We start from the raw sequence: 22,447 nt of genomic DNA on the forward strand, positions 1-22,447 counted from the left end.
TAGTACATATCCCGAAAACCAGCCTGAAAATTAATTTACTGTTGAAATGTCAGGGAGAGAAACCGAAAAGGGAATGCTACAAACCCGTGAAGATGAATTCAAAAAAAGAGGATCAATATGATTGATCAAAGATAATGGTCTCTTTACCATCAGTAAAGGTTGCTACCAGTTGAAGTCTTGTACTTGTTACTGAATTATTGACCCAACTAATGTCTCCGACCTTGACAGTAGTTCCCATTCCAATATTGCCGGGAGCGGTTACACTAGCTCCTGTCTGCTTCGCATACCATTTTGTTATTCTGTTGAGGTCAGCTCCTCCCTGCCAGGAAAACTCTCCACCAGACGCATTTGCCTGGAAGATAACTGCTACATTTTTAGATGACCCTGCATTTCCAGCGAGCCCAAACACAAATGCTGCAATAACTGCTGCAAGGATCACGGTGATTGCCACCATCAGAATTACACCAATAACCGGAGAAACTGCCTCTTCTCTTTTATACATCTTGCACCTCCTGTGTGCGTAACATCTCTATGTTCCTAATATATTTGAAGGTTACTTATTGGAGAAAAAATATCGGTCAAAAATCTCTTAATTAATAATTCAGGCCAATATTATGGATTTAGAAGACCCTGATTAGTCCAAAAATTTTTGCTTTTTGAAGAAAGGTAAATATCTTTTAGCCTGTTCAATCCTCCCTTCCTGATGATCACTCAATCGTTGCGACCAGCACCATCCCAACCTTCGTCAGGGTCTCTCTAAATTCTGGTGATACCTCTTGTGAATCAATGAGGTCCACAAATATCGGAATGTCAGACTCGGATAATGCCTCTTTCAGTTCAGATGATATCGCCTTGTCACTTTCAATGTAGAGATCCAGATCAGACCATGGATGGTGATCTCCCTTTACTCGGGAGCCGAACGCATACACCCTGCACCCTGAAAGATGCTCATTCAGAATACCAAGAAGTAACTGATATTCCTCATCACTCAGATCAAACATTCACCACTTCAATCTCCCGGTAAAAACCTTTTGCATCGCTGAGAAACTCTCCGACGATGGCGAGTACAGTCTCTGCCTTTTTCCGATCATAGGCATGTGATGTCATATAGTGGGCTTCTACATATCTGAACCACGGTTTTTGATCTCTGATAAGCCCATACCGTGCAGCAGTTCTGAATATATCACGCTTGGTTCGTGGAAATGGCTCTTCTGGTGGAATCTCTTGTGAAATCCATCGTACCATGAATTTCCAGCAGAGTTCATAGGTGAACTCAAAATTTTGGATCACTCCCTCCTCGATAACTTCCCTGATATTTCCTGGTGTCTATCTCATCACCTCTGAATTCTGCACAACAGAAACAGCGTTGTCCAGGGATTGGATCGCATTTTTAAGGGATGTGAGATCCAGCATATAGTATCAATTATTCATGGTGTGGAAAGAGTTATCGAAGATCATAATCTGTCCCAACCCCTCCCGGATTTGCCATCCGCATTTCGCCTATACTTGCTACTGCGTCTCTGATAGCCCTAGTCACAACCACCTTACCCTGCCAGCATGACTCTTCTACCCCATACCCCAGTGCAAGAAACCCGGTAACCGCTGCAGAAAAACAGCACCCTGATCCATGAACCTGGTATGGCATCCGGGGAGATGTAAGCCTGATCACTCCTTCCCTGCCGATTAACAGATCCACCGATTCTTCTCCGGTACCGTGTCCCCCTTTGACAACTACAGAACGAGTTCCGAGGGCACGAATCTGCTCGCCCGCCTCGATCATTGCGGTCTCATCTGTGATCTTCATCCCGGTAAGCACTTCAGCTTCAGGAATATTCGGGGTAACCAGGGTTGCACGGGGTATGAGCATCTCTTTCATAGTCCTGATCGCTGCTTCATCAAGCAACCGGTGCCCTGACGTTGAGATCATCACCGGATCCACAATAAGTGGAATACTCTCCGGTAAGGTGTCTACAACCGCCCTGATGACCCCGGCAGTGGCCAGCATCCCGGTCTTAACCGCTCCCGGAGTAATATCCTCAACAAGAGTTGAAATCTGCTCTGCAACAACCCTCGCTTCCATCGGCCAGACTCCCGAGACACGGCAGGCGTTCTGCGCTGTCAGAGCCGTGATTACTGCCATACCCCAGACCCCGGTCTCTGCAAATGTCTTTAGATCTACCTGGACACCAGCGCCTCCTGAAGGGTCTGAACCGGCGATCGTGAGGGCTGCATGGTACTTACTCGTCATATGGATCACAAACAGGCATAAGCCGGATATCAGCAGAAGATCCTGTACTTTTTCTTTTCGACGATAAATGAGATAGGTTCATCTCCGATCACTGGGGAATAGTGGTTATGTCATTTAGATTAGATCTCTTCCTGGCACTTCTGTTGATCACAATTCTCTGTGCCGTCTGCGCTGCAGACTCTTCCGGTGGATATTATACGAGTCCCATCTCCCTGAATACTCCCTGGCAGAACCCGGTGTCTGATCCGGATGCCTGGAGAAACAGTATACCCGCGAATCATGTTCCCGGATTACGGGCTCCGATATCCAACCCTCCCCCTGCCCCTCTCTCTCCGGTAGTTGCTGCCCAGCATTACCGTGGCTCTGATTACTATCGATCGGTGAGCAATCCATACCCTGTCTATAATGACCCTGAACCCAGGTACCGGTATGCATCACATTACTACTGGAATGATGATGATTATCGCCAATATTATCCTTACAACTCCTATTACTCATCAAATTATTACTACCGGTCTGGTACAATTCAGATCCTGAGTACACCTGCAGGTGCCTCTGTGTACCTGAACAATAAATACCGGGGAAGAACTCCTCACACCGGATATCTTGATATCTCATCACTGCAGCCAGGCACCTATGATCTGCTCATCCAGTACGATGACTACCTTCCGTATACGAGCACGATCTATGTCGAACGCGGTCAGGTTAGAACAGTCAATGTCGTGCTGACCCCTGAAACCGGAAGAGGATCATTCACCGGTTCGATGCAGATACAATCAGATCCCGGTGATGCGCAGGTATTCCTGAACCATCAGTTCATGGGGATCACGCCTGTGTACCTCACCAGTCTCACGCCCGGTGAGTATACCCTTACTCTGCAAAAGGAGGGATATGCCTCGTACATCAGCGTGGTTCAGGTCATTGAAGGACAGACCCTGCCGATAACCGCAGTACTGGCCGGATTGCCGGCAACTCCTGCAACCCCTGTACCGACGGCGACGTCGATCCCAACCCAGACTCCTGTGCCTGCTCCGACAAGGGCAGGTCTTCCTGTCACTGTGGTACTGTTTGGACTTATAGCAGGTTTGTTCTGTGTCTCCAGGCGATAACCTGCCTGAACTTTTTTAATCCCTGTGCTCTGCTAACTACAGAAAAAAAGGTTAATAACTCCGGCCAACCAGCGTCATCACTGAGCCGGGTTTTCCGCAGATCACACAGGTTCCAGAACCGTTGCTGATAAGCTCAGACCTGACTTCAGTTCCGAGGATACTGGCATCAGCCGCCTCTTCGATCCTGTCAGCGCATTCTTTGCACCCGCACCAGTGGACAGCAGCAACACCCTTTGTGATAACCTCCTTGAGACTGGTGACATCCTCAACCGGGAAGAGGTGATCCCTGATGTGCTGAACTGCCCTCTCTGTCATCGCCTCATTCATGGCAGCCATCCTGGCCTGAACACCACTGATGAACTCTGACCTGGCAATGGTTGACTTCTCTCCGAATCTGGTCACGGCGGTTACAACACCATTGTCAATGTCACGCGGACCTATCTCTATCCTGAGTGGTACACCGCGAAGTTCCCAGTAGTAATATTTTGCTCCGGGCCGAAGGTCACGGCTGTCCACCTTCACCCGGTACCCGGCTGCTTCAAGCTCTTTCCTGAGAGAATCAGCGGCCGCAACAACCTCTTCCTCCCGCTTCTTCATAATAACCGGAACGATGACAACCTGTGTCGGAGCCACTTCTGCAGGCAGAGCCAGGCCCCGATCATCACCATGCAGGCTGATGAGTGCTGCAATGGATCGTTCTGATATGCCGTAGCAGGTCTGATAGCAGTACTGCTGCTGGCCTGAAAGATCTTCATAGCAGATTGAGAAGGTCCGTGAGAAGTGATCGCCGAGGTGGTGGACTGTCCCGATCTGTAGCGTCCGACCGTCTGGCATGATCGTATCGACAGCGATGGTATAATCTGCACCCGGGAATTTGTCCCAGTCGGGCCGCTTTGAGATCAGGACCGGGATACACATCCGGTCGTAGAACTCCCGGTACAGGGCGATCGCCTCCTCTACGGTCTTCTCTGCATCATCCCAGGTAGCATGGACCGTATGTGCCTCCTTGAACGAGGTGATCTCTCTGAGTCGTATCAGGGGGCGGGTGTGCTTGGTCTCATACCTGAACGTGTTGACGATCTGGTACACCTTGATCGGGAGATCAGCATGTGACCTGACCCAAAGAGCATACATCGGGTAGATTGCCGTCTCACTCGTCGGACGCAGGGCGAGTTTCACATCAAGGGGACTGGTACCTCCGTGGGTAACCCAGTACACCTCTTCTTCAAATCCCTTGATGTGTTCAGCCTCTTTCATAAACTCATTTTCCGGAATGAGCAGTGGGAAGAGTGCCTCTTCATGGTCACGATCAAGCAGTTCACGCAGGACTCCGTATACTTTCTTTCTGATCCCAAACCCGAACGGGAACCAGACATACAGCCCTTTCACCGGGTATCGTACGTCCATGATCTCTGCACGCCAGAGAATATCGTTGTACCATTCTGAGAATTCCGCTTTTGGCGGGAGAGTCGCCTCTTGCTCTTCCATTACACAGCTCCTATGTTACCATCCCTAAGACTGCGGGAGTGATAAATGCCTCTATACATGCCGCGATTGCGATGAACGGCACCACATATCGTACAAACAGTCCTCCGAGAACAAATGCCTTCCCGGCAGCATCCCCCTGTCCTGCCAGTTCAAGCATCACTGCCCTTCCAAGCATAAGCCCGAGAGTAGAAGAGACCAGCACCGCCGGGAGTTCAAAGATACCATGGGGAATTATGGAGGCGAACATGACCACGATGTCGGTCTTTCCCCTGACAACCTCCAGAATACCTCCGATGATGAGCCCGTTGAACGAGAGGACCAGCAGTGTGACAACTCCGAAAATTGCACCCCCGAGAAAGAGCATGACACATGACTCCAGGTTATTCAGAAATAACTGGAGTGCTAGGAGCGGGGGTGCATCAGTCATAATGTCGTTTGTGATCATCTCCTTGAAGAGCTTCACGAGCGACTCTCCGAATCCCGGGTCAGCCTGCGAGGACAGGAATCCTCCTGCGCATCCGACGACAAACACCAGGACTGATATCCCGAGGTACCTGATAAACTCCAGCTGGAACGGGGTGAAACGGGAGGTGGAGTCCGGCTGAGGGACTTCCTGATTGTCCTCCTCTTCATCCTGCCATGGCCGGTCAGACATAGAGCACCATCCTGAGCATATCCCTGATGCCCGGTGCCATCCCTACCATGATCATTGCAAGGAGGATCAGATACCAGATACCTGAGTCATCCGAGCGACGATACTGCTCCAAGATCCAGATGCCCGGAATGACCACGAGGAGTTTGAGCGGGAACATCACGAACGCTGTTCCGGTCATGGCAATGAGAGACGAACCTACCACGTGCTGCTCGACATACGGGACCGAATGAAGATCGATACCGTAACTGGTCGCACTGGCATCAAGCATATGACCGAGGATCAGTAACTGGTAGAGCCGGTCAGAGACGTACTCCCATCTGAATATGTATCTGAGCAATCCGTATACTATCCCGGTTGAGACAGCCGCTATGGAGAGGATGATGACTGCTACCATCAGATCAACCCGGGTCGTGGTAACTCCGAACCAGAGCAGGAAGATGAGAGTACCCAGACTTATTGCGCCACCGACTCCCCCAAAGGCACGTTTGAATCCGGTGATGACCTGCCGGGTCTCAAGAAACCAAAGCCCCCAGAGTATGGGTGCTGCAACAGCAAATATCAGGAAGAATATAAACGGTGTCGTGAGGAGGATTCCCCATCCTGATCCTGCAGTCCCTGTATCTTCAACAACCCTGAGCAGACCTCCCCAGATAACCCACGGGATCAGGGCATACACAAACTCGCGGTCTACCTGTATCCTGCTTCTGCAGAGCCAGCGGTAGATCAGCCAGACACAGATGATAAGAATTCCTGCGTAGGTCAGCGTATCAACAAGGGTATAGGGCTGACCGTACGTGATGGGATCTATGTAGTATTTGTAGATGAATTCCCTAATCATGTGCTGAGAGCTACATGAGTGCAGATGACATAAATGTGCTGAGGAGGGACTTTTCCAAGTCACGATGGACGCAACTCCCCCGTGATGTCCTCGTCGGCCATAATGCAATTGAACAGCTCCCTGCAATCCTTGCTGATATCAAGCCAGGGAAGTCTGCACTACTGATCACCGGCTCTGCCACCCGCGAGGTTGCCGGAAACCAGGTCTCCGATGTGCTGAGCCATGACTATACGATCACCCACTTCTCTGCCACCCGGCTCGATGCAGATCTCCTCAAAGACGCAGAGCAGGCCGGCAGAGAGGCAAAAGCAGATTTCATCATCGGGGTCGGAGGAGGCAGGGTTATTGATACTGCCAAGATCGTTTCGTACAACCTTGACATCCCATTTATCAGCGTGCCGACTGCGGCGTCACATGACGGGATCGTGTCAGGCCGTGCAACCCTCCCCACCGAAGATGGAAATGTCTCGGTGCAGGCTCATCCACCGGTCGCTGTCGTGGCAGACACCGGAATCATCTCCAGGGCTCCCCACCGTCTGCTCGCTTCCGGGTGTGCCGATGTTATCTCCAACTATACGGCAGTCCTCGACTGGGAGCTTGCCCATCGTTTGAGGGGCGAGGAGATCAGCGAGTATGCCGTTGCACTTTCCAGGATGACTGCCGAGATACTGGTGAAGAACTCCCGGCTTATCAAACCGGGACAGGAGGAAGCAGCCTGGATCGTTGTAAAGGCCCTCGTCTCGTCAGGGGTTGCGATGAGCATCGCAGGCTCGTCCCGCCCGGCTTCAGGGGGAGAGCACAAGTTTGCGCATGCACTTGAGCGGATCATGCCCGGGGGTGCACTCCACGGAGAGGTCTGCGGTATTGGTGCGATCATGACAATGTATCTGCACGGCGGTGACTGGCGATCCATCAGGCAGTCATTGATCCAGATCGGTGCACCTACGACTCCTGAGCAACTGAAGATCCCTGACGAGGTCATCGCCCAGGCCCTGCTCAGCGCAAAGGATATCAGACCTGAACGGTTTACTATCCTTGATACCGGTCTCACCCGCGAGTCGGCAGAGCATCTGGTGCGGATGCTATACGAGGAATAACTATGGATCAGAAGAAGACCCGGGTCACCATTGTCGGAGCAGCATATGCAAAGCCTGGCGTCCAGTTTGTCTATACCGGTAGGACCGAGGCATGTGAATCATGTACTATCTCCCGGGTCTGTCATAACCTCGAGACTGGGAGAAGGTATGAGGTCGTGGCAATCAGGGCAGCCAATCACTCCTGTCCGGTACATCTGAAGGGGACAGTGACTGTGGATGTAACCGAAGCACCGGTTGAGATCCGGGTTCCTGAAGACCTTGCTAAAAAGAATACAACCGTTCTTATCAGATTACCTGAATGTGATGAGGCATGTGAATGGTATGCCGACTGCCATCCTGCCGGTGTGGTCAGCGGTCAGAAATATATCATCACCGAGATTCTGCCGGAGGATCAGATCGAGTGCCGTTCAGACTATACACCAATGATGGTCAGGGTTATTCCTCTCCCTGATGTACTTCCCAGAACAACTCAGTAAATCAGTTCCTCTCGCGTATTTTTAAGTTTATGCTGTATATTACATCCTTATAGATTAACGGGGGCTGCTCCTCTTACAGCGCGGATGAATCCCCTGTTTTGGGGTTCATTTTTGTTATGCGCTCTTTAGGATTATCCCTTTAATAAACCATTTGCATAATCTATATCCTGACACCGGTGGAGATAGCAGATGAGTGTTCCAGGTGATAGAGTGCAGAAGGAAGAGTTGCTACATTTACACATGCTTTTTGTCCACGTTAAGAAGTATTATGAACTTACCACCAGTGAGGAAGTCCCCACTGATCAGTATGATACTCTGCACATCTCTCCTGTCCATATCCACAAGAACAAGAGGTCACATAAGGAAGCTATCCTCGTTCTTGGACAGGAGATCGTTGACCATATTAAACAACAGCATAAACCCCAGTTGATAGGCTTTACCGATATGGTCACACCTGAAATAGCAGTTGAAAACTGACATAATGGACGACGAGATCGCATATCGGGAGATCGTCTCCCTTCTTTTTGCAGCAGATCCTCAGGATCTCAATCTCCGACGGATCGTTGCAACGGTCTGTAAGAAATATCGTCTCCCCCGAGTCCCTCGGAATTCTGATATCTTTGCCTGTGCGACCGAAGGTGAGCGTGAGTTGCTCCGCCCCATTCTGCAGGTCAAGCCATCGCGGACTCTCTCCGGAGTTGCCCCGGTTGCCGTGATGACTTCACCTGCTCCCTGTCCTCATGGGAAGTGCCTCCCCTGTCCGGGAGGGCCGGACCATGAGTACCATTCTCCCCAGAGTTATACCGGTAGTGAACCTGCAGCCAGACGGGCCTTCCACCACGGTTTTGATCCCTATGATCAGACTGCTGCACGATTGGCCCAGTTCGAGCAGCTCGGCCATCATGTGGACAAGGCTGAACTGATCATTATGGGAGGAACCATCACTGCCAGGGATGAGGAGTACCAGGAGTGGTTCACCGCGAGTTGCATCAGGGCGATGAACGAGTATGAATCAGGCTTCACTCCGGACTACTCTCCCGCCTCCCCTCCGTCTGGAGAGGCCGAAGGGAGACCGGTGAGTGAAGTTGTCCCCCTTGTGCCCGGTGTGCGTGATGCCATATATGAACGAAATGAGGAAGCAAAGGTAAGGTGCGTGGCGATCACGTTTGAGACCAGGCCTGACTGGTGCCGCCGTGAACATATTGACCGGATGCTTGAACTTGGTGTGACCAAGGTAGAGATCGGAGTTCAACACCTGGACGACCGGGTCCTTGAGCTGAACCAGCGGGGCTGCACAGTTGCTGATACAGTGGAAGCGAACACCCTGCTCCGGGACGCCGGAATCAAGGTTGGGTTTCACATGATGCCAAACCTCCCGGGCAGCGACGCCGAGCAGGACCGCAGGATGTTTAGGGAACTCTTCAGCGATCCCCGGTTCAGACCCGACTTTCTCAAAATATATCCAACCCTCATCACCCCCGGCACCGGGATAGAAGAGATGCACAACAGGGGTGAGTATGATGTGTATGACGAGGATGAACTGATCGATATCGTAGCTGATGCCAAGGCTGCAATTCCTGAATACTGCCGGCTGCAGCGTATCCAGCGAGATATCCCGGCAGACCGGATCCTTGCCGGGTCAAAACACTCCAACTTCCGCGAGCTTGCCAAACAGCGACTCACCGAAAAGGGGGGAATCTGCCGGTGCATCAGGTGCCGGGAGATAGGTCGTCGCTCATCTGATGATGAGGCCGTTCTTCAGACCTTGAAATATGACTCCTGTGGAGGAGAGGAACGGTTTATCAGTTTTGTTTCAGGAGACTCACTCGTGGGGTTTGCCAGGTTGCGGCTCCCGGGCAACTCCTGGCAACCGGAGACCGGGAATGCTGCGTTCACCCGCGAGCTGCATGTCTACGGAAAGGTCGTTCCGATCGGCAGGGCCGGTTCAGGTGAGGACCGGCAGCACCGCCGGTTTGGGACTGAACTCCTTACCGAGGCAGAGCGGCAGGCTGCTGATGCAGGTTTTTCAAGGATGGCTATCATGGCCGGTATCGGGGTGAGGCCCTACTATCGCCGACTCGGTTATGAACGCTCCGGCCCCTACATGATCAGGGATCTTTCGGCATGAGAGCAGCGACCCTGACGTTCATCAGGCAACGGTTTACTGAGTACTACGGCAGGGTGCAGATCACTCCCCCGTCTTCTTCAGGCCAGCGTGAGTTCGGGTTCATATTCTTTGACGGAAACTACCCCGAAGATATCAGGATGCGAAGGCATATCGGGTTCGGCTCACCTGAAGAGATGCAGGAGTACATTAAGAACCTCGTTCCTGCTCATGCCTACTACTCGACTGCATACTACCGGACACCCCAGGCCGCCACCATGGGCGACAAAGACTGGCTCGGGGCTGACCTGATTTTTGACCTGGATGCCGATCACATTCTCCGGGGCTCTTACAGTCTGATGCTTGAGCGGATCAAAGAAGAGGCCGTCAAACTGGTTACCGTCCTTGATGAGGAACTCGGGATCGATATGCGCACCGTGCGGCTCGTCTTCTCAGGTGGGAGAGGATACCATATTCATGTGCAGGAGATAGCACTCCGGAGTTTTGATTCACAGGAACGGCGTGAGTTGATCGACTATATCTGTGGTATCGGAGTGAGCCCGGCCCGGATGATGAGTGACTTTCTGCCCGGGCACTCCGGGTGGCACCAGCGGTACCGATCATGTCTCACTGCATACCTGGAGGGTCTTCTCTCCCTCCCTGCATCAGAAGCGAAGGCCTCACTCTGTTCACTCAAAGGAGTCGGCGATACCCGTGCGACCAGATTTCTGCAGAATGCTCCCTTACTGGTGCAGCAGCTCAATGCTGATCCCAGGCAGGTGAATGTCAGGGATCCGACAACGATCGAGATCCTCTCCATCCTGACAACCGAGAAAGAGAGTCCGCTGTATGCCAAGGTCCGCGAAGCCGGTATTCAGGCTGATGAGCCGGTGACCACCGATATCAGGAGGCTGATCAGGCTTCCCGGTTCCCTCCATGCCAAATCAGGCTTCAAAGTCACTCCCCTGGCAGTCAAAGAACTCGAAGAGTTTGATCCGCTCATTGATGCTGTCCCATTTGGAGACCGGGGTGTCGGAATCGACTCTCCCCGTGATTACACGGTAGACCTGCTGGGCAGTTCCTGGGAGATACGTCCTGGTGTCCAGCAGGTCCCTGAAGCGGTGGCACTCTTCCTCTGCTGCCGGGGTATGGCAGAGATAGCAGGGGGTGGCTCTCCTGCATCTTGAGGATCTCAGGGGCATTCTCCTCGCCGAACGGGACAGCGGCACAATAGTTCAGATTCCGCATGATCTCTACCAGACAACCGCGATCCTGGTGAAGACCTTACAACAGGAGGTGATCATCATGGATGATCCCTTCTCTGATGAAGCGCGTATCCTTATCGAGAGGGTTGCAAGCATCAGAGTGACTGCTGAGGAACTCTTTCATCTCAGATCTGAGAAGATCGTCTCCCTTGCCCAGAGCCAGGCTGATGGATCCTACATCGAACGCGAAGAACTTCGCATGCTCATCCCTGCAGAGCTTGAGATGTTCAACAGGATCGTGGATGGTATTCGCGAATGCAGGATCGCTCTCATCGAATGGAAAGCAGGAGGAAGAAGTCAGGCTCCGATCAGGGTTGAGATCCCAGAGCGGATATCAGATCTTCAGCGTCCTGCAGGGTACGATGTCACCTCTGCTGATGGTGGCGGGATCTCGTCCGGTGTTCAGGGTAGTGACCATGGGTATCCGGATTCTGTTGTGGCCAGTAATTCAGGGCCTGATCTCCCTGAACGCGCACATGAGCCGGAGGAAGGCTGGACGCCTTCTGATGACGAGGATGATGAGCCGTTCGCGTATACTCTTGTCCGTGTTCTGGCAGATATGGAACCGTTTATGGGAGTGGACGGCCGGACTTATGAAATTGCAACCGGTGATATCCTTACTCTTCCCGGAAGAAATGCCCAGGTGCTTGCAGAACGCGACATAGTCTTAAATATAAATCCGGGCTAATAATGTAGGTATTCTCTATACCCAGATGAGGCTCATTTTATGAAGATGCCATCAAAATTCAGGACATACTGCCCGTTTTGTCGCAGTCATCAGCAGCACGAGATTGAGAAGGTTAAGAAGGGCAAGACCACCGGTCTTCACTGGATCGACCGCCAGAAAGCCCGCCGTGGCCGTGTCGGTAACATGGGTAAATTCTCCAAGGTTCCTGGAGGAGACAAACCGACCAAGAAGATCAACGTCCGGTACCGCTGCACTTCATGCCACAAGGCACACCTGAGAGCAGGATACCGGCTGGGCAAGTTTGAACTTACGGAGTGAGACAAATGGTAGAAGCAAAACGTGAAACCCGGAGCAGGTTTGTCAAAGTAAAGTGTCCGGACTGTGAGAACGAGCAGCTCGTCTTTGAGAAGGCCAGCAGTACTGTTGCCTGTGTTGTCTGCAGTCACGTCCTTGCCACCCCAACCGGTGGAAAAGCAGATATCAAGGCAGAAATCATATCTGCATTTGAGTGAGCAGGTAATGCAGGAGAGAGTGTGGCCAGATACAGGCGAACTTGTCGTCTGCTCGGTCAAGAATGTAAAGGATTTTGTAGCCTTTGTCACCCTTGACGAGTACAACGATCAAGAAGGGCTGATCCCGATCTCTGAGATCGCCCGCGGCTGGATTAAGTACATCAGAGACCATATCAGGGAAGGACAGAAGGTCGTCTGCAAGGTACTGAACGTCGATTCGCAGAAAGGCCATATCGATCTCTCCCTCAAAGATGTCAACGAGCATCAGCGTCGTGAGAAGATCAGGATCTGGAAGAACGAATCGAAGGCACGTAAGTGGATCGGTTTTGCAGCTGCGGAAGCAGGCCGGGAGGATTTAGTTCCTGCCATAACCGATGTACTATATCGTGAATACCCCGATCTTCACCCTGCCTTTGAGGAATTTGTTGTTGAAGGGCGCGAAGTCCTTGACAAACTCGGTCTTGATGCACCCATCGCTGATGCCCTGTACAAGATAGCAACAGAGAATGTCAAACTGCCGACAGTGACGATAGCAGGAGATCTCTTCCTGCAATCAACCAAGTCGGACGGTGTCAATATCATCAGACGTGCTCTCAGGAGTGCAGAGCCAAAATCTGACGATGAGCATGTCGAGATTATATATCTTGGTGCTCCGAACTACCGGATCAAGGTCTCTGCCCCTAACTATAAGGAAGCTGAGAAAGCTCTTGAGAAGGCCTCCAGTGCCGCAATCGGGGTCATGAAACGTGCCGGCGGAGATGGCCGGTTCACCCGGAAGGCAAAAGCTGGGAAACACGTATGAAAGGTCGAATCAGGCAATGTCCTGTTGACCACCTCTATACTCTTTCTGAAACCTGTCCCCAGTGTGGGCATCCCACGGTTACTCCGCATCCTGCCCGTTACTCTCCGCAGGATCATCTTGGTTCATACCGGAGGATGGCCCGGTGATGGAAGATATTACGGTTGTCTTTGACGAAGCGGTAGCGCTTGAAGACCGTCCGGCACCAGTACTGATCGAAGGGCTGCCTGGTATCGGTCATGTCGGCAAACTCGTGACCGAGCATATGATCAGCGAACTCGGAGCAGTCAAGATCGCTGAAATACACTCGATCTACTTCCCGCCTCAGGTTATCCTCGGTGAGAACGGAGTCGTCAGGCTCTGTAATAATGAACTGTACCGGTACTCGGGTGAGAAAGGTACATTTCTCTTCCTGATCGGGGATTTCCAGAGTACTTCAAACGAAGGGCATTACCTTCTCTCCCAGGTATACGTGGACATAGCCCGTGACCTCGGTGTAGAGCGGATTTACACGATAGGGGGATACGGGGTCGGCCACTTCATCGATACGCCCCGGGTCATTGCAGCGGTGAATAAAGACGAGCTCTCCCAGCTCGTAACCGATGCAGGAGGCGTATTCGGTGACGGAGAACCGGGTGGCGGTATCATCGGTGCTGCGGGACTGATGCTCGGCCTCTCGGCGCCGCTTGGTATCGAAGGAATATGCCTGATGGGAGAGACGTCAGGTTACCTGGTTGATCCGAAGAGTGCTGCCCTGGTCCTGGACGTGCTGACAAAACTGATCGGTATCAACATCGATCCTGCCAACCTGAAGGAGCGTGCCGGTGAGATGGAAGTTGCTGTGCAGCGTCTTCTTGAGCAGGAGAAGAAGTCAGAGGAAGAACTCTCCTATATCGGCTAGGCATGCTCCTCAATATCGATCTCCATATCCATTCCTGTTTTTCAATGGCATCATCTCCACGGATGCTGCCTGAACCTATTCTTACCGGATGCCGGCTGAAAGGAATCACCGGTATCGGAACCGGAGACATTCTGCATCCGGTCTGGCGTGAGATGTGGGAGAAGACCACAGTTCCTGATGACTTGATTGTTGTCCCAACAACCGAGGTTGAGGGTAATGACCGGGTTCATCACCTGATCCTGCTCCCTGATTATGAGACTGGCCGCGATCTTGCAGATGCCCTTTCACCGTTCAGTAAGAATATCGGGAAGAACGGGAGACCACAGGTGAAACTTTCCGGCGAGGATATTGCATCCCGGGTTCATGATCTTGACGGGATGATCGGGCCGGCACATGCCTTCACCCCTTGGACCTCCCTGTATGCCTCGCACAACTCGGTTGCCTCCTGTTACGGTGACGAACCGATCGATCTCCTTGAGCTCGGCCTCTCTGCTGACAGTGGGTATGGCAGCAGGATCGCTGATCTTGCGGGTGTTCCGTTTCTAACCAACTCAGACGCCCATAGTGCTGAGCCTGCGAAACTCGGGCGTGAGTTCACCAGGATAGAAATAAACTCTGTTCGCCCTGATACCGCAGATGTGCTTGATGCGATCAAAGCTGGAACAATCGTCATGAATGCCGGATTCTTCCCTGAAGAAGGCAAGTACAACAGGACTGCGTGCACCCGATGTTTCACCCCATATTCTCTCTCAGAGGCTGAAGAGCACGGGTGGAAATGTCCACTTGATAAAGGGAGGATCAAGAAAGGTGTGCGTGACAGGGCAGAAGAACTCTCCTCAGGTCCTGAGACCCGGAGGCCTGCCTACCTGCATATTATTCCGCTTGCAGAGATCATTCAGCGTACTCTCAAAACGTGCTCTCCAACGACGAAAAAGTGCTCTGATCTCTATCAGAGATGTCTGGTTGCGTTTGGTGATGAGATCTCGGTCCTTACCGAAACACCTGTTGATGACCTTCGTGAGTTCCACCAGGATCTTGGGGATGCGGTTGCTGCATTCCGCGAGGGAAGGGTTACCCTACATCCGGGTGGGGGTGGACAGTATGGAACCTTCGATCTCGGGTAAATACCGAAGATGCGCTGCTTCCTTGCTTATCAGACTGCGGCCCTGGTACATCTGTTTTTCCTAAGGACTACCGCATAACACACAGAATAGTTAAAGGACTCCCCCGCCCACCTCATAAGGAATGATCATCGTTCGTCGGGACATTTGTGCCTATTGTGGCTGCTGCATTTCAGTCTGCCCTGAAGGTGCACTTGAGCTGATAGATGCCTATCTGGACGTTGATGCAAATACCTGCATCACCTGTGGCATCTGTGTCCGTGCATGCCCGCTCGGGGCACTGGAGGTTAAGAAATGAAGAGCACCTACGATATGCTCGTGATTGGAGGCGGACCTGGCGGTGCATATGCAGCAAAGACTGCGGCGGAAAAGGGTCTGTCTGTCCTGATGGTCGAGAAACGACCGGCCCCGGGTGTCCCGGTCAGGTGCGCAGAAGGTGTCGGGAAGGAACTGCTCCGCGAGTTCATGAAACCTGATGAACGCTGGGTGGCAGCAGAGATCGAGCGTGCTCATCTCATCGCCCCGGATGGGTTCAGGATGGAACTGAACCCTGAGAAGGCTGGTGCTGAAGTCGGGTACGTGCTTCACCGCAAGGTGTTTGACCGGGAGCTTGTCTGGCAGGCTGCTGCCGCAGGTGCAGACATCATGGTCAAGACCCGTGCATGTTCCCCGGTTATGGAGAACGGGGTCGTTAAAGGCGCCCTTCTCGAATACAACGGCACCGTTACCGAGGTGAAGGCTGACCTCACAATAGCAGCAGACGGTGTAGAATCAAAGTTCTCCCGCTGGTGCGGAGTCAACACCACAGTCCCGCTCAGGGAGATGGAGACCTGTGCCCAGTACCTGATGACCAGCATTGACATCGATCCCCATGCAACCGAGTTCTTCACCGGCAACGATGTTGCTCCGGGCGGCTATGTCTGGATCTTCCCGAAGGGTGAGAAGACTGCAAACGTAGGGATAGGCATAGGCGGAGACCGGGGAGGAAAGCCGGGAATCAGGCCGAAAGACTATCTTGACCGGTTTGTGAGGAAACATTTCCCGAATGGGAAGACGATAGAACTGATCGCAGGTGGTGTCTCTATCTGCCGGCCTCTTGAGTCCACTGTTGCAGATGGTCTGATGATCGTCGGTGACGCAGCCCGTGTATCTGACCCGATAACCGGCGGAGGTATCTATGCAGCCCTGTATACCGGCAAGACCGCAGCAGATGTCGGTGCCGATGCAGTTGCAAAAGGCGATGTCAGTAAGAAGAATCTCATGAAGTATGATGAGACCTGGCGGGCATCCTACCTCGGTAAGGCCCTTGATAGAAACTATCAGATCAAGGAGGTCTTTGTAAAGCTGAATGATGATGACCTGAATGCGATCATCCATTCGGTTGCAAAGATGAACATGTCAGAGTTTAACACGCTCAACCTTGTCAAGAACATCATCACTGCCAACCCGAAGGTTGCCCTGAAACTCGGGAAAGCAGGACTCAAGAGTCTGATAGACTCATTCTGATCTTTTTTCTGCAGATCTAGATACGCGGGTATGTTACCCGGTTATCGGCTGAAGGCTCCACTCTTTGTCGAGATGAATCCAGTATCCTCGGGACGGGTACATCATCGCACTGTTGCCTCCGTCCCTGAATATCGGGGAATCATACCTCTGGGTTGTTGCATTATACCCCATTACGTACGACCAGGATTCATCCAGTGAGCTCAACGCATCACCAGCCTCTGCAGCCTGTATTCCTGGAAACCCGATCACATTCCAGCCCTTTACCAGGTGAACCGGTTCCGGCACTGTGCCTGGATCAAAGATCAGGGGGACTGTTGCTTTACTTGTGGCATAGAGCCAGTATCCGTGCAGGGGCTGGACAGGGTCACCGGCCTTCATCGGGATCCAAGACCCATTGGTGAACGAATAGAGGCTGTGTCCTGATGAGTCGATATCTCTGAATATCTCTGCTGTATTGTGTCCTGATGTAAGGACTGAAGGGGTGGATATAGTGTTCCATCCAGCCTCAAGTTCAAGGAGGTACCCGCCTCCTCCCGTCTCGTACTGGTTCTGCAGTCCGGTTAAGGGATAGCGGTCGATATTGTCACCGCTGATCGTGTATGGTGTATCACCCACGCCACTGGCACCGATCTCTTTTCCTGTGTATTTGCTCCAGTGGTTGCCGAGGTACCCCGAAAATGTGGCGTTCCCATAGGTGTACCTGACCCGCTCACCGGTATCCCAGGTGTTTGATGTCTCCACCTGCTCTGTCTGCTGACTCTTTCCTGGTTCGGTCAGATCGGGAATAACCTGAGTAAATCCTCCCCAGGAGTCTTCAGAATCCCCAGGCAGTCCATCCGGGGTCACCTCGTATGGCGCTGCTCTTGTGTTGAAGTCATTCAGGACAAATGTATTGCCATATATCCATTCTGAAGAGTCCCTGATCAGCAGAGGTTTTGCTGCTGTAATACTGTTGCGCAGTATCCGGTTCCCGAAGGTCGCCCTGCTCGATGAGATCGTATTGTCAGGCCTTGGGTTGCCTTGTGAGAGAGAGACTCCTGTATCTCCTGCCTCTATCATGTTCTCCTCGATCTGCAGCCCTTGCGACCCTGAAAGGTTCATCCCTTCGATAGCCTCCCAAATCCGGTTCTGCCTGATCATACCTCCTCCTCCACCTTCAGAATCTATCCCCGTCTTACATCTGTTGATCTGGTTTCCTGTCAGTTCTCCGAACCCTGGTCTGTTGCACCCATCTTGGATCTGAAATCCTACCAGATCTCCTGAAAATGTGTTGCCTGTTAGGTTCACCCCTGAAGAGAATCCCCGAACTGCAACCCCGATCCCGTTGTCCCTGATCTTATTACCAGCAATCCTGAAGTCTTTCGAGTCAGATATCCCGAGCCCATACCTGCTTGAGTTATGGACTGTAGTTCCGGTGACTGTTCCTCCGGCCACTCCTGAAAGGAGGATGTTCTGGTTCAGGTTTTCGCTGACCGATGTGTTCTGAATGGTAAGGTTTCTGCCCCCTTTTGCAACTATTCCATATTCATTTTGTGATTTCATTACAATATTTCTGACCGTCATATCCGAACAGTTCACAAGGTACAGGACTCCTGGAGAGATGCCCTCGATTGTTTTTCCTGTTACCCCTTCGTAGTAGAGGATGGGGAGACTGTCAATGGTGTTTGACTGATCAATCCTGTTCGTCTCCCTGACATCTCCGGTACAGGAAAACCCGGCAGCATTGTTACGGAGGGTGTTATGGGCTACTGTGATATTAGAGGGGGCATCAAGCCTGAAAGCAACACCTTGGTTGCTTACGATCTGGTTATCAGTGATGGTTACGTTCCTGGCATTGTCGATGCGGATCCCGTAACCCGGGCTTGCAGCGTCACCAGTCAGGTTCTTTGAGTTTCCTGATATGATATCTCCTGATATTTCAGAATCAACAATCCCACTGATGAACACTCCATTCTCTGCAGCGTCGTTGATCTGAGTTTTGTTCATGAAGAAATCTGTCAGGTTCTCTCCCCACAGATCGGTACGGCATCCCGATATCGTGGTCTGTCTGATTACCATCCCGGTGTCGGCTTTGAGTGTGATCCCGTTCCTGTTGATGTTTGAGATGTTGCATCCGGTGATGGTAAGATTTTCACTTCCGGTACCCATCAGGCCGTTCTGCGAATCTGAAATCTCACAGTCTTCCAGGGAGAGATCCTTTATTCCTGCTCCTGAAACCGCTGCTATCTGGTCGTTTCCATCCATCCCGGCGCCTGTTATATTCAGCCTGGATAAACTCACCTGGTTTGCTGCTATCAGAACTGTAGATCCATTCCATCCTGCAGAGATGAGCGGTTTATCTGCCCCTTGTTTCCCGGTGATGGCGAGCGGTCTGGTGATGATAAGTTGCTCATCGTACCTGCCTGGTTCAATCTGGATGGTCTTTCCTGGTGACGCACTGGTGATGGCATCCTGAATCCTGGTAAAATCAGCACCGGATTTTCCAACTGTAATAACCGATGGACTATGGTCCAACTCCTGGACCTGAGTTGGTGCTGCCGTCACCGGTCGTTCTGTCCCGCGATATGGTGCAGGCTGCTGGGCCGGCTGAACAGGACATGGTGTCCCTGTCTGTTCAGGTTGAAGTGGTGTTGGCCCTGTCTCTCCTTTCGGACCAAAAATTACATGCACGGTCAGGTCATGGGTCACCGGGGAGATGGTGAGTATTGGGACCGGTCCTTTGTCAACCATATCCACCATAACGTGGTCGATCTCATATCCGGGCATGGGGGTGATGCTAAAAGTTATGGGAGATCCTGACGGGACGGTGTTTGCACCAAAGGGGCTTACAGTTCCCCCCTCTGTGCTTGTCACCAGTACCATACATGATGCAGGTCCTCCTGTGGATGCTTCAGCTCCGGTATATCCTGTTAGAAGAGTGAATATAAACAGGATTAGCAGGATCTGCGTAACAGATCCACAAGTACGGATACGTGGAACAAAATCCGGATTCCATGATGGGATATCGCATTTCTGTACTCCGGAATCCATTAATTTCTCTCTCATCTGATTATTTTGTCTGCTGTGGGAAATATTCGATGATAGTAATAATAAAACGTCTTATTTAATCATCTCTTTGATCATCTCTGCGGCACTATCGAACCACCGCTATAAATCCCCGGTGCTCCCATGCATGCACCTGAGTATGGCAGCGAACAATAGTTCTGAAGGGGCATCAACACCAGCCAGGAAGATATGCGGGGTAGATGAGGCGGGAAAAGGACCGGTGTTGGGCCCTATGGTGGTGGCCGGGGTTGCCTGTTCCGACCTTGATGAACTTGCCGCACTCGGAGTAATGGACTCAAAGGTACTGACAGCGAAGCGTCGTGAAGCCTTGTTTGAGAAGATCAAAACACAGTTCCCCTACGCGGTGGTCATCAGGACAGCGGCTGACATTGACCGGCTCAGGGAAGAGATGACCATGAATGTGATCACTGCACGGGCCCATGCCGAGGTTGTTGCAACCCTTGGATGCCCAGTTGCCTGGCTTGATGCCTGTGACGTGAACGAGGAGCGGTATGGCAGGACTGTTGCCGGTTATATCGGAAAGCCATGCCAGGTGATCGCAAAACACAAGGCTGATCGTACCTGTCCTGCAGTCTCTGCTGCATCCATTGTTGCAAAGGTGATCAGGGACGGGCTGGTCAGATCCTACGAAGAAGAGTACGGTGAGATAGGGAGCGGATACCCGGCAGACCCTGTGACGATCGGGTTTCTCACCAGGTACATCAGATCACATGGCTCACCCCCGCCGATTGCACGAAGGAGCTGGGCCACGGTGAAGAACCTGATGAATAATGCCGGACAGAAGCGACTCTTCTGAAACTTCCGGGTGTTCTTTTACTGCAAACGTTCAACAGGTATACATCTATGGACTGGTATCTTGTCGCCCTCGCGGTCATTGTCATCTACCTGGCACTGGTTGCGATCATCAAAACCTATCTCCCAACGCCCCGCAAAGATACCACCATCGGCGAGGAGCCTGAGCCTATTCCCGGTCAGCGATCCATCCTTGCCTCCCATATCATGTTCTACGGGCCGATACTTGCCCTGAAGACAGAAAGTGTCGCTTTCTTTGACTGGTTCAGGAAGTACAGCCGCGGTCTGCGCATTTACGGGACCATCGGGGTCTTCATGGTTATCATCGTCTCGGTGCTGATGGTTCTCATGATCCTGCTCTCGGTCAACCTCACCGTCGCCCTGAAACCCGAACCGACTGCAATCAATAAACCCCAGAACCTCTTCCTCATACCAGGCCTGAATGAGTTTGTTCCGTCTACATTTGCAGTCTGGTTTGCTTTTATCCTCACCCTTATGATCCACGAGTTTGGTCATGCTATCCTCTGCCGTGTTGAGCAGATCAGGGTGAAGGCCATGGGAGTTCTCTTCTTCGTGATCCCCATCGGGGCGTTCGTGGAACCTGACGAGGAGGAGGTGAACAAGGCAGCCTCCTGGCCGAAGATGAGGATGTACGGTGCCGGGATCATGAACAACCTCGTTGTCGGAGTCCTCTGTTTTATTCTGATGATCGGCATGATCGGATGGGCAGTACCCAGCGCCGAACCGATCGTGGTCGGGTTTTACAAGGATTATCCTGCGGCCTCAGCCGATATCCCTGTTCCCTCCATCATCAGGACAGTCAACGGATCTCCGGTGAACAGTACAGCAGAGGTGGCTTCTGTTCTCAACCTGACACAGCCAGGTGATCATATCGTGGTCGGGTTTGAGAAGAACGGTACTACCTCTGAACGTGAACTGAATCTCTCGACCTGGCCTGACGATCTTGGCCCTCATGAATCCGGGTTCATGGGAGTCTTCTACTATAATGGCCAGGGAGTCATAGATACAACGAAACGGTTTCTCTCACCGGCAGGATTCCTGCTGCTCCTCTCCTTGCCTTTCATCCCAGGGTACGAGGGCCAGCAGCTCCGGATACTGGGATTTGATGTTGAAGACACGAAGTACTACACCGAACCGTTCCCTCTCTACTGGCAGGTGATTCACCTGCTCTTCTGGTCAGGTTTCATCAACCTTGCAGCAGGCCTCTTCAACGCCCTTCCGATGATCCCACTCGATGGTGGGCTGATTTTCAAGGAAGGAACTGAACGTCTGCTTGCACGCCGGGGCCTCTCCGGGTATGGAGCCCATATTGTAGGGGCGATGAGCAGCCTGATCCTTATCCTGATGGTAGCTCTCCTCTCGCTCCCATACCTCTTCCACATGTGATACAGGTGATCCCTGACGGATCACCAGGTATTGAGAATGTTTTATCCCCCTGCATGGGTATCATATACCTGGAGAGACCCGGATGATGTTGGATATTGGAACTGATGTTCAGGGGGCACTTCTCGTTGTCAGTTTTATCATTCTGGTCCAGATATCTCTCAAGTGTTTTGTCTCCGGGATACCCCGGCTGCGGGTGATCCTCCTCTCGCTGATCTGCTATCTCTTATGGTTCTGTAGTTTTCTCATGACCCTTTTGGGAGACGGACATAGTATGAGTATGCTCTGGGAGATACTCAGCCTCCTTGGAATGTCTTCGACCCTTTTTATGTTGTTCATCGGAATATACGAGATCCTGGCTAGTCCCGGGATGTGAAC

26 protein-coding genes are annotated in these 22,447 nt (G+C 52.1%); 18 read left to right on the forward strand and 8 right to left on the reverse strand.

Translation table 11 applies throughout. The features are described from left to right. Positions 1 to 112: 112 nt before the first annotated feature. The 4 genes from ACHZA2_RS13130 to thiD all read right to left on the reverse strand — a co-directional run bounded on the left by ACHZA2_RS13130 (position 113) and on the right by thiD (position 2,248). Positions 113 to 502 (reverse strand): type IV pilin N-terminal domain-containing protein, encoded by a 390-nt coding sequence (locus ACHZA2_RS13130; protein WP_319580074.1) that lies wholly within the window; start codon positions 500 to 502, stop codon positions 113 to 115. A 205-nt stretch (positions 503 to 707) separates the two neighbouring features. Beyond that, positions 708 to 1,001 carry a nucleotidyltransferase domain-containing protein gene (locus ACHZA2_RS13135; RefSeq protein WP_319580075.1) on the reverse strand — a complete coding sequence of 98 codons (294 nt, stop codon included), beginning with the start codon at positions 999 to 1,001 and terminating at the stop codon, positions 708 to 710. Further along, positions 994 to 1,314, reverse strand: coding sequence for an HI0074 family nucleotidyltransferase substrate-binding subunit (locus ACHZA2_RS13140; RefSeq protein ID WP_319580964.1), 321 nt, complete (start codon positions 1,312 to 1,314; stop codon positions 994 to 996). Before ACHZA2_RS13140 ends, ACHZA2_RS13135 begins: the two co-directional genes overlap by 8 nt. Positions 1,315 to 1,444: 130 nt before the next feature. Beyond that, the gene (thiD, locus tag ACHZA2_RS13145; protein WP_319580076.1) at positions 1,445 to 2,248 is read right to left on the reverse strand and encodes a bifunctional hydroxymethylpyrimidine kinase/phosphomethylpyrimidine kinase; all 804 of its coding nucleotides are present in this window, start codon (positions 2,246 to 2,248) and stop codon (positions 1,445 to 1,447) included. Between the two features lie 107 nt (positions 2,249 to 2,355). Between thiD and ACHZA2_RS13150 the strand changes: the two genes are divergently transcribed. Further along, positions 2,356 to 3,357 (forward strand): PEGA domain-containing protein, encoded by a 1,002-nt coding sequence (locus ACHZA2_RS13150; RefSeq protein WP_319580077.1) that lies wholly within the window; start codon positions 2,356 to 2,358, stop codon positions 3,355 to 3,357. A gap of 51 nt (positions 3,358 to 3,408) precedes the next feature. Here the strand turns inward: ACHZA2_RS13150 and proS are convergent, their stop codons facing one another. From proS to ACHZA2_RS13165, 3 genes are read right to left on the reverse strand one after another with little or no spacing between them, the layout of a single operon-like run. After that, positions 3,409 to 4,845 (reverse strand): proline--tRNA ligase, encoded by a 1,437-nt coding sequence (gene proS, locus ACHZA2_RS13155; RefSeq protein ID WP_319580078.1) that lies wholly within the window; start codon positions 4,843 to 4,845, stop codon positions 3,409 to 3,411. Between the two features lie 10 nt (positions 4,846 to 4,855). Continuing rightward, a complete protein-coding gene (locus ACHZA2_RS13160; protein WP_319580079.1) occupies positions 4,856 to 5,500 on the reverse strand; it encodes a stage II sporulation protein M in 645 nt (214 codons plus the stop codon). Then, entirely contained in the window at positions 5,493 to 6,338 is an 846-nt protein-coding gene (locus ACHZA2_RS13165; RefSeq protein WP_319580080.1) for a DUF63 family protein, read from the reverse strand. Before ACHZA2_RS13165 ends, ACHZA2_RS13160 begins: the two co-directional genes overlap by 8 nt. A 14-nt stretch (positions 6,339 to 6,352) precedes the next feature. Here ACHZA2_RS13165 and ACHZA2_RS13170 point away from each other — a divergent pair, with 14 nt between their 5' ends. The 14 genes from ACHZA2_RS13170 (at position 6,353) to ACHZA2_RS13235 (ending at position 16,807) form a co-directional block, all read left to right on the forward strand. Beyond that, complete coding sequence (locus tag ACHZA2_RS13170; RefSeq protein WP_319580081.1) at positions 6,353 to 7,435, forward strand: NAD(P)-dependent glycerol-1-phosphate dehydrogenase; 1,083 nt, start codon at positions 6,353 to 6,355, stop codon at positions 7,433 to 7,435. A 2-nt stretch (positions 7,436 to 7,437) separates the two neighbouring features. Continuing rightward, positions 7,438 to 7,911 carry a UPF0179 family protein gene (locus tag ACHZA2_RS13175; protein WP_319580082.1) on the forward strand — a complete coding sequence of 158 codons (474 nt, stop codon included), beginning with the start codon at positions 7,438 to 7,440 and terminating at the stop codon, positions 7,909 to 7,911. Between the two features lie 189 nt (positions 7,912 to 8,100). Beyond that, positions 8,101 to 8,388, forward strand: coding sequence for a UPF0058 family protein (locus tag ACHZA2_RS13180; protein ID WP_319538382.1), 288 nt, complete (start codon positions 8,101 to 8,103; stop codon positions 8,386 to 8,388). Positions 8,389 to 8,392: 4 nt separating this feature from the next. Next, positions 8,393 to 10,039 (forward strand): tRNA uridine(34) 5-carboxymethylaminomethyl modification radical SAM/GNAT enzyme Elp3, encoded by a 1,647-nt coding sequence (locus ACHZA2_RS13185; protein WP_319580083.1) that lies wholly within the window; start codon positions 8,393 to 8,395, stop codon positions 10,037 to 10,039. Continuing rightward, positions 10,036 to 11,202: a DNA primase small subunit PriS gene (locus ACHZA2_RS13190; RefSeq protein ID WP_319580084.1), complete on the forward strand. Its 1,167-nt coding sequence runs from the start codon at positions 10,036 to 10,038 to the stop codon at positions 11,200 to 11,202. The genes ACHZA2_RS13185 and ACHZA2_RS13190 overlap by 4 nt, the downstream gene beginning before the upstream one ends. Further along, the gene (locus tag ACHZA2_RS13195) at positions 11,183 to 11,968 is read left to right on the forward strand and encodes a hypothetical protein (RefSeq protein WP_319538379.1); all 786 of its coding nucleotides are present in this window, start codon (positions 11,183 to 11,185) and stop codon (positions 11,966 to 11,968) included. Before ACHZA2_RS13190 ends, ACHZA2_RS13195 begins: the two co-directional genes overlap by 20 nt. A gap of 39 nt (positions 11,969 to 12,007) precedes the next feature. Beyond that, positions 12,008 to 12,286: a 50S ribosomal protein L44e gene (locus ACHZA2_RS13200; RefSeq protein WP_109969203.1), complete on the forward strand. Its 279-nt coding sequence runs from the start codon at positions 12,008 to 12,010 to the stop codon at positions 12,284 to 12,286. 5 nt (positions 12,287 to 12,291) lie between these two features. Next, on the forward strand, positions 12,292 to 12,480 hold the full coding sequence (locus tag ACHZA2_RS13205; protein WP_319538378.1) for a 30S ribosomal protein S27e: 189 nt from the start codon (positions 12,292 to 12,294) through the stop codon (positions 12,478 to 12,480). Positions 12,481 to 12,487: 7 nt separating this feature from the next. After that, on the forward strand, positions 12,488 to 13,282 hold the full coding sequence (locus ACHZA2_RS13210; protein ID WP_319580965.1) for a translation initiation factor IF-2 subunit alpha: 795 nt from the start codon (positions 12,488 to 12,490) through the stop codon (positions 13,280 to 13,282). Next, positions 13,279 to 13,428, forward strand: a complete 150-nt coding sequence (locus ACHZA2_RS13215) for an RNA-protein complex protein Nop10 (protein WP_319538377.1) — start codon at positions 13,279 to 13,281, stop codon at positions 13,426 to 13,428. The genes ACHZA2_RS13210 and ACHZA2_RS13215 overlap by 4 nt, the downstream gene beginning before the upstream one ends. Further along, positions 13,428 to 14,180: a proteasome assembly chaperone family protein gene (locus ACHZA2_RS13220; RefSeq protein ID WP_319580966.1), complete on the forward strand. Its 753-nt coding sequence runs from the start codon at positions 13,428 to 13,430 to the stop codon at positions 14,178 to 14,180. Before ACHZA2_RS13215 ends, ACHZA2_RS13220 begins: the two co-directional genes overlap by 1 nt. A 2-nt stretch (positions 14,181 to 14,182) precedes the next feature. After that, positions 14,183 to 15,304 (forward strand): TIGR00375 family protein, encoded by a 1,122-nt coding sequence (locus ACHZA2_RS13225; protein WP_319580085.1) that lies wholly within the window; start codon positions 14,183 to 14,185, stop codon positions 15,302 to 15,304. 121 nt (positions 15,305 to 15,425) lie between these two features. Continuing rightward, positions 15,426 to 15,599: a 4Fe-4S binding protein gene (locus tag ACHZA2_RS13230; RefSeq protein ID WP_109969209.1), complete on the forward strand. Its 174-nt coding sequence runs from the start codon at positions 15,426 to 15,428 to the stop codon at positions 15,597 to 15,599. Next, entirely contained in the window at positions 15,596 to 16,807 is a 1,212-nt protein-coding gene (locus ACHZA2_RS13235; RefSeq protein WP_319580086.1) for an NAD(P)/FAD-dependent oxidoreductase, read from the forward strand. Before ACHZA2_RS13230 ends, ACHZA2_RS13235 begins: the two co-directional genes overlap by 4 nt. A gap of 33 nt (positions 16,808 to 16,840) precedes the next feature. Here the strand turns inward: ACHZA2_RS13235 and ACHZA2_RS13240 are convergent, their stop codons facing one another. Further along, positions 16,841 to 19,852, reverse strand: coding sequence for a NosD domain-containing protein (locus ACHZA2_RS13240; RefSeq protein ID WP_319580087.1), 3,012 nt, complete (start codon positions 19,850 to 19,852; stop codon positions 16,841 to 16,843). Between the two features lie 127 nt (positions 19,853 to 19,979). Here ACHZA2_RS13240 and rnhB point away from each other — a divergent pair, with 127 nt between their 5' ends. The 3 genes from rnhB to ACHZA2_RS13255 all read left to right on the forward strand — a co-directional run bounded on the left by rnhB (position 19,980) and on the right by ACHZA2_RS13255 (position 22,445). Continuing rightward, positions 19,980 to 20,669: a ribonuclease HII gene (gene rnhB / locus ACHZA2_RS13245; RefSeq protein WP_319580088.1), complete on the forward strand. Its 690-nt coding sequence runs from the start codon at positions 19,980 to 19,982 to the stop codon at positions 20,667 to 20,669. Positions 20,670 to 20,716: 47 nt separating this feature from the next. Then, the gene (locus tag ACHZA2_RS13250; RefSeq protein ID WP_319580089.1) at positions 20,717 to 22,072 is read left to right on the forward strand and encodes a site-2 protease family protein; all 1,356 of its coding nucleotides are present in this window, start codon (positions 20,717 to 20,719) and stop codon (positions 22,070 to 22,072) included. Positions 22,073 to 22,154: 82 nt separating this feature from the next. Next, on the forward strand, positions 22,155 to 22,445 hold the full coding sequence (locus ACHZA2_RS13255; protein ID WP_319580090.1) for a hypothetical protein: 291 nt from the start codon (positions 22,155 to 22,157) through the stop codon (positions 22,443 to 22,445). Positions 22,446 to 22,447: the final 2 nt, after the last annotated feature.

The organism is uncultured Methanospirillum sp. (assembly GCF_963668415.2).
In the GTDB taxonomy this organism is placed as follows: domain Archaea; phylum Halobacteriota; class Methanomicrobia; order Methanomicrobiales; family Methanospirillaceae; genus Methanospirillum.

Excerpts from the sequence above, each read along its gene's own strand:
- ACHZA2_RS13160 (WP_319580079.1), bottom strand. The coding sequence starts at position 5,500 with ATGTCTGACCGGCCATGGCAGGATGAAGAGGAGGACAATCAGGAAGTC.
- ACHZA2_RS13200 (WP_109969203.1), top strand. The coding sequence starts at position 12,008 with ATGAAGATGCCATCAAAATTCAGGACATACTGCCCGTTTTGTCGCAGT.
- ACHZA2_RS13175 (WP_319580082.1), top strand. The coding sequence starts at position 7,438 with ATGGATCAGAAGAAGACCCGGGTCACCATTGTCGGAGCAGCATATGCA.
- ACHZA2_RS13225 (WP_319580085.1), top strand. The coding sequence starts at position 14,183 with ATGCTCCTCAATATCGATCTCCATATCCATTCCTGTTTTTCAATGGCA.
- ACHZA2_RS13130 (WP_319580074.1), bottom strand. The coding sequence starts at position 502 with ATGTATAAAAGAGAAGAGGCAGTTTCTCCGGTTATTGGTGTAATTCTG.
- ACHZA2_RS13135 (WP_319580075.1), bottom strand. The coding sequence starts at position 1,001 with ATGTTTGATCTGAGTGATGAGGAATATCAGTTACTTCTTGGTATTCTG.
- ACHZA2_RS13230 (WP_109969209.1), top strand. The coding sequence starts at position 15,426 with ATGATCATCGTTCGTCGGGACATTTGTGCCTATTGTGGCTGCTGCATT.
- ACHZA2_RS13150 (WP_319580077.1), top strand. The coding sequence starts at position 2,356 with ATGTCATTTAGATTAGATCTCTTCCTGGCACTTCTGTTGATCACAATT.
- ACHZA2_RS13250 (WP_319580089.1), top strand. The coding sequence starts at position 20,717 with ATGGACTGGTATCTTGTCGCCCTCGCGGTCATTGTCATCTACCTGGCA.
- ACHZA2_RS13190 (WP_319580084.1), top strand. The coding sequence starts at position 10,036 with ATGAGAGCAGCGACCCTGACGTTCATCAGGCAACGGTTTACTGAGTAC.
- ACHZA2_RS13210 (WP_319580965.1), top strand. The coding sequence starts at position 12,488 with ATGCAGGAGAGAGTGTGGCCAGATACAGGCGAACTTGTCGTCTGCTCG.
- ACHZA2_RS13170 (WP_319580081.1), top strand. The coding sequence starts at position 6,353 with ATGAGTGCAGATGACATAAATGTGCTGAGGAGGGACTTTTCCAAGTCA.
- ACHZA2_RS13205 (WP_319538378.1), top strand. The coding sequence starts at position 12,292 with ATGGTAGAAGCAAAACGTGAAACCCGGAGCAGGTTTGTCAAAGTAAAG.
- ACHZA2_RS13235 (WP_319580086.1), top strand. The coding sequence starts at position 15,596 with ATGAAGAGCACCTACGATATGCTCGTGATTGGAGGCGGACCTGGCGGT.
- thiD (WP_319580076.1), bottom strand. The coding sequence starts at position 2,248 with ATGACGAGTAAGTACCATGCAGCCCTCACGATCGCCGGTTCAGACCCT.
- ACHZA2_RS13165 (WP_319580080.1), bottom strand. The coding sequence starts at position 6,338 with ATGATTAGGGAATTCATCTACAAATACTACATAGATCCCATCACGTAC.
- ACHZA2_RS13185 (WP_319580083.1), top strand. The coding sequence starts at position 8,393 with ATGGACGACGAGATCGCATATCGGGAGATCGTCTCCCTTCTTTTTGCA.
- ACHZA2_RS13180 (WP_319538382.1), top strand. The coding sequence starts at position 8,101 with ATGAGTGTTCCAGGTGATAGAGTGCAGAAGGAAGAGTTGCTACATTTA.
- rnhB (WP_319580088.1), top strand. The coding sequence starts at position 19,980 with ATGCACCTGAGTATGGCAGCGAACAATAGTTCTGAAGGGGCATCAACA.
- proS (WP_319580078.1), bottom strand. The coding sequence starts at position 4,845 with ATGGAAGAGCAAGAGGCGACTCTCCCGCCAAAAGCGGAATTCTCAGAA.
- ACHZA2_RS13220 (WP_319580966.1), top strand. The coding sequence starts at position 13,428 with ATGGAAGATATTACGGTTGTCTTTGACGAAGCGGTAGCGCTTGAAGAC.
- ACHZA2_RS13240 (WP_319580087.1), bottom strand. The coding sequence starts at position 19,852 with ATGAGAGAGAAATTAATGGATTCCGGAGTACAGAAATGCGATATCCCA.
- ACHZA2_RS13255 (WP_319580090.1), top strand. The coding sequence starts at position 22,155 with ATGATGTTGGATATTGGAACTGATGTTCAGGGGGCACTTCTCGTTGTC.
- ACHZA2_RS13215 (WP_319538377.1), top strand. The coding sequence starts at position 13,279 with ATGAAAGGTCGAATCAGGCAATGTCCTGTTGACCACCTCTATACTCTT.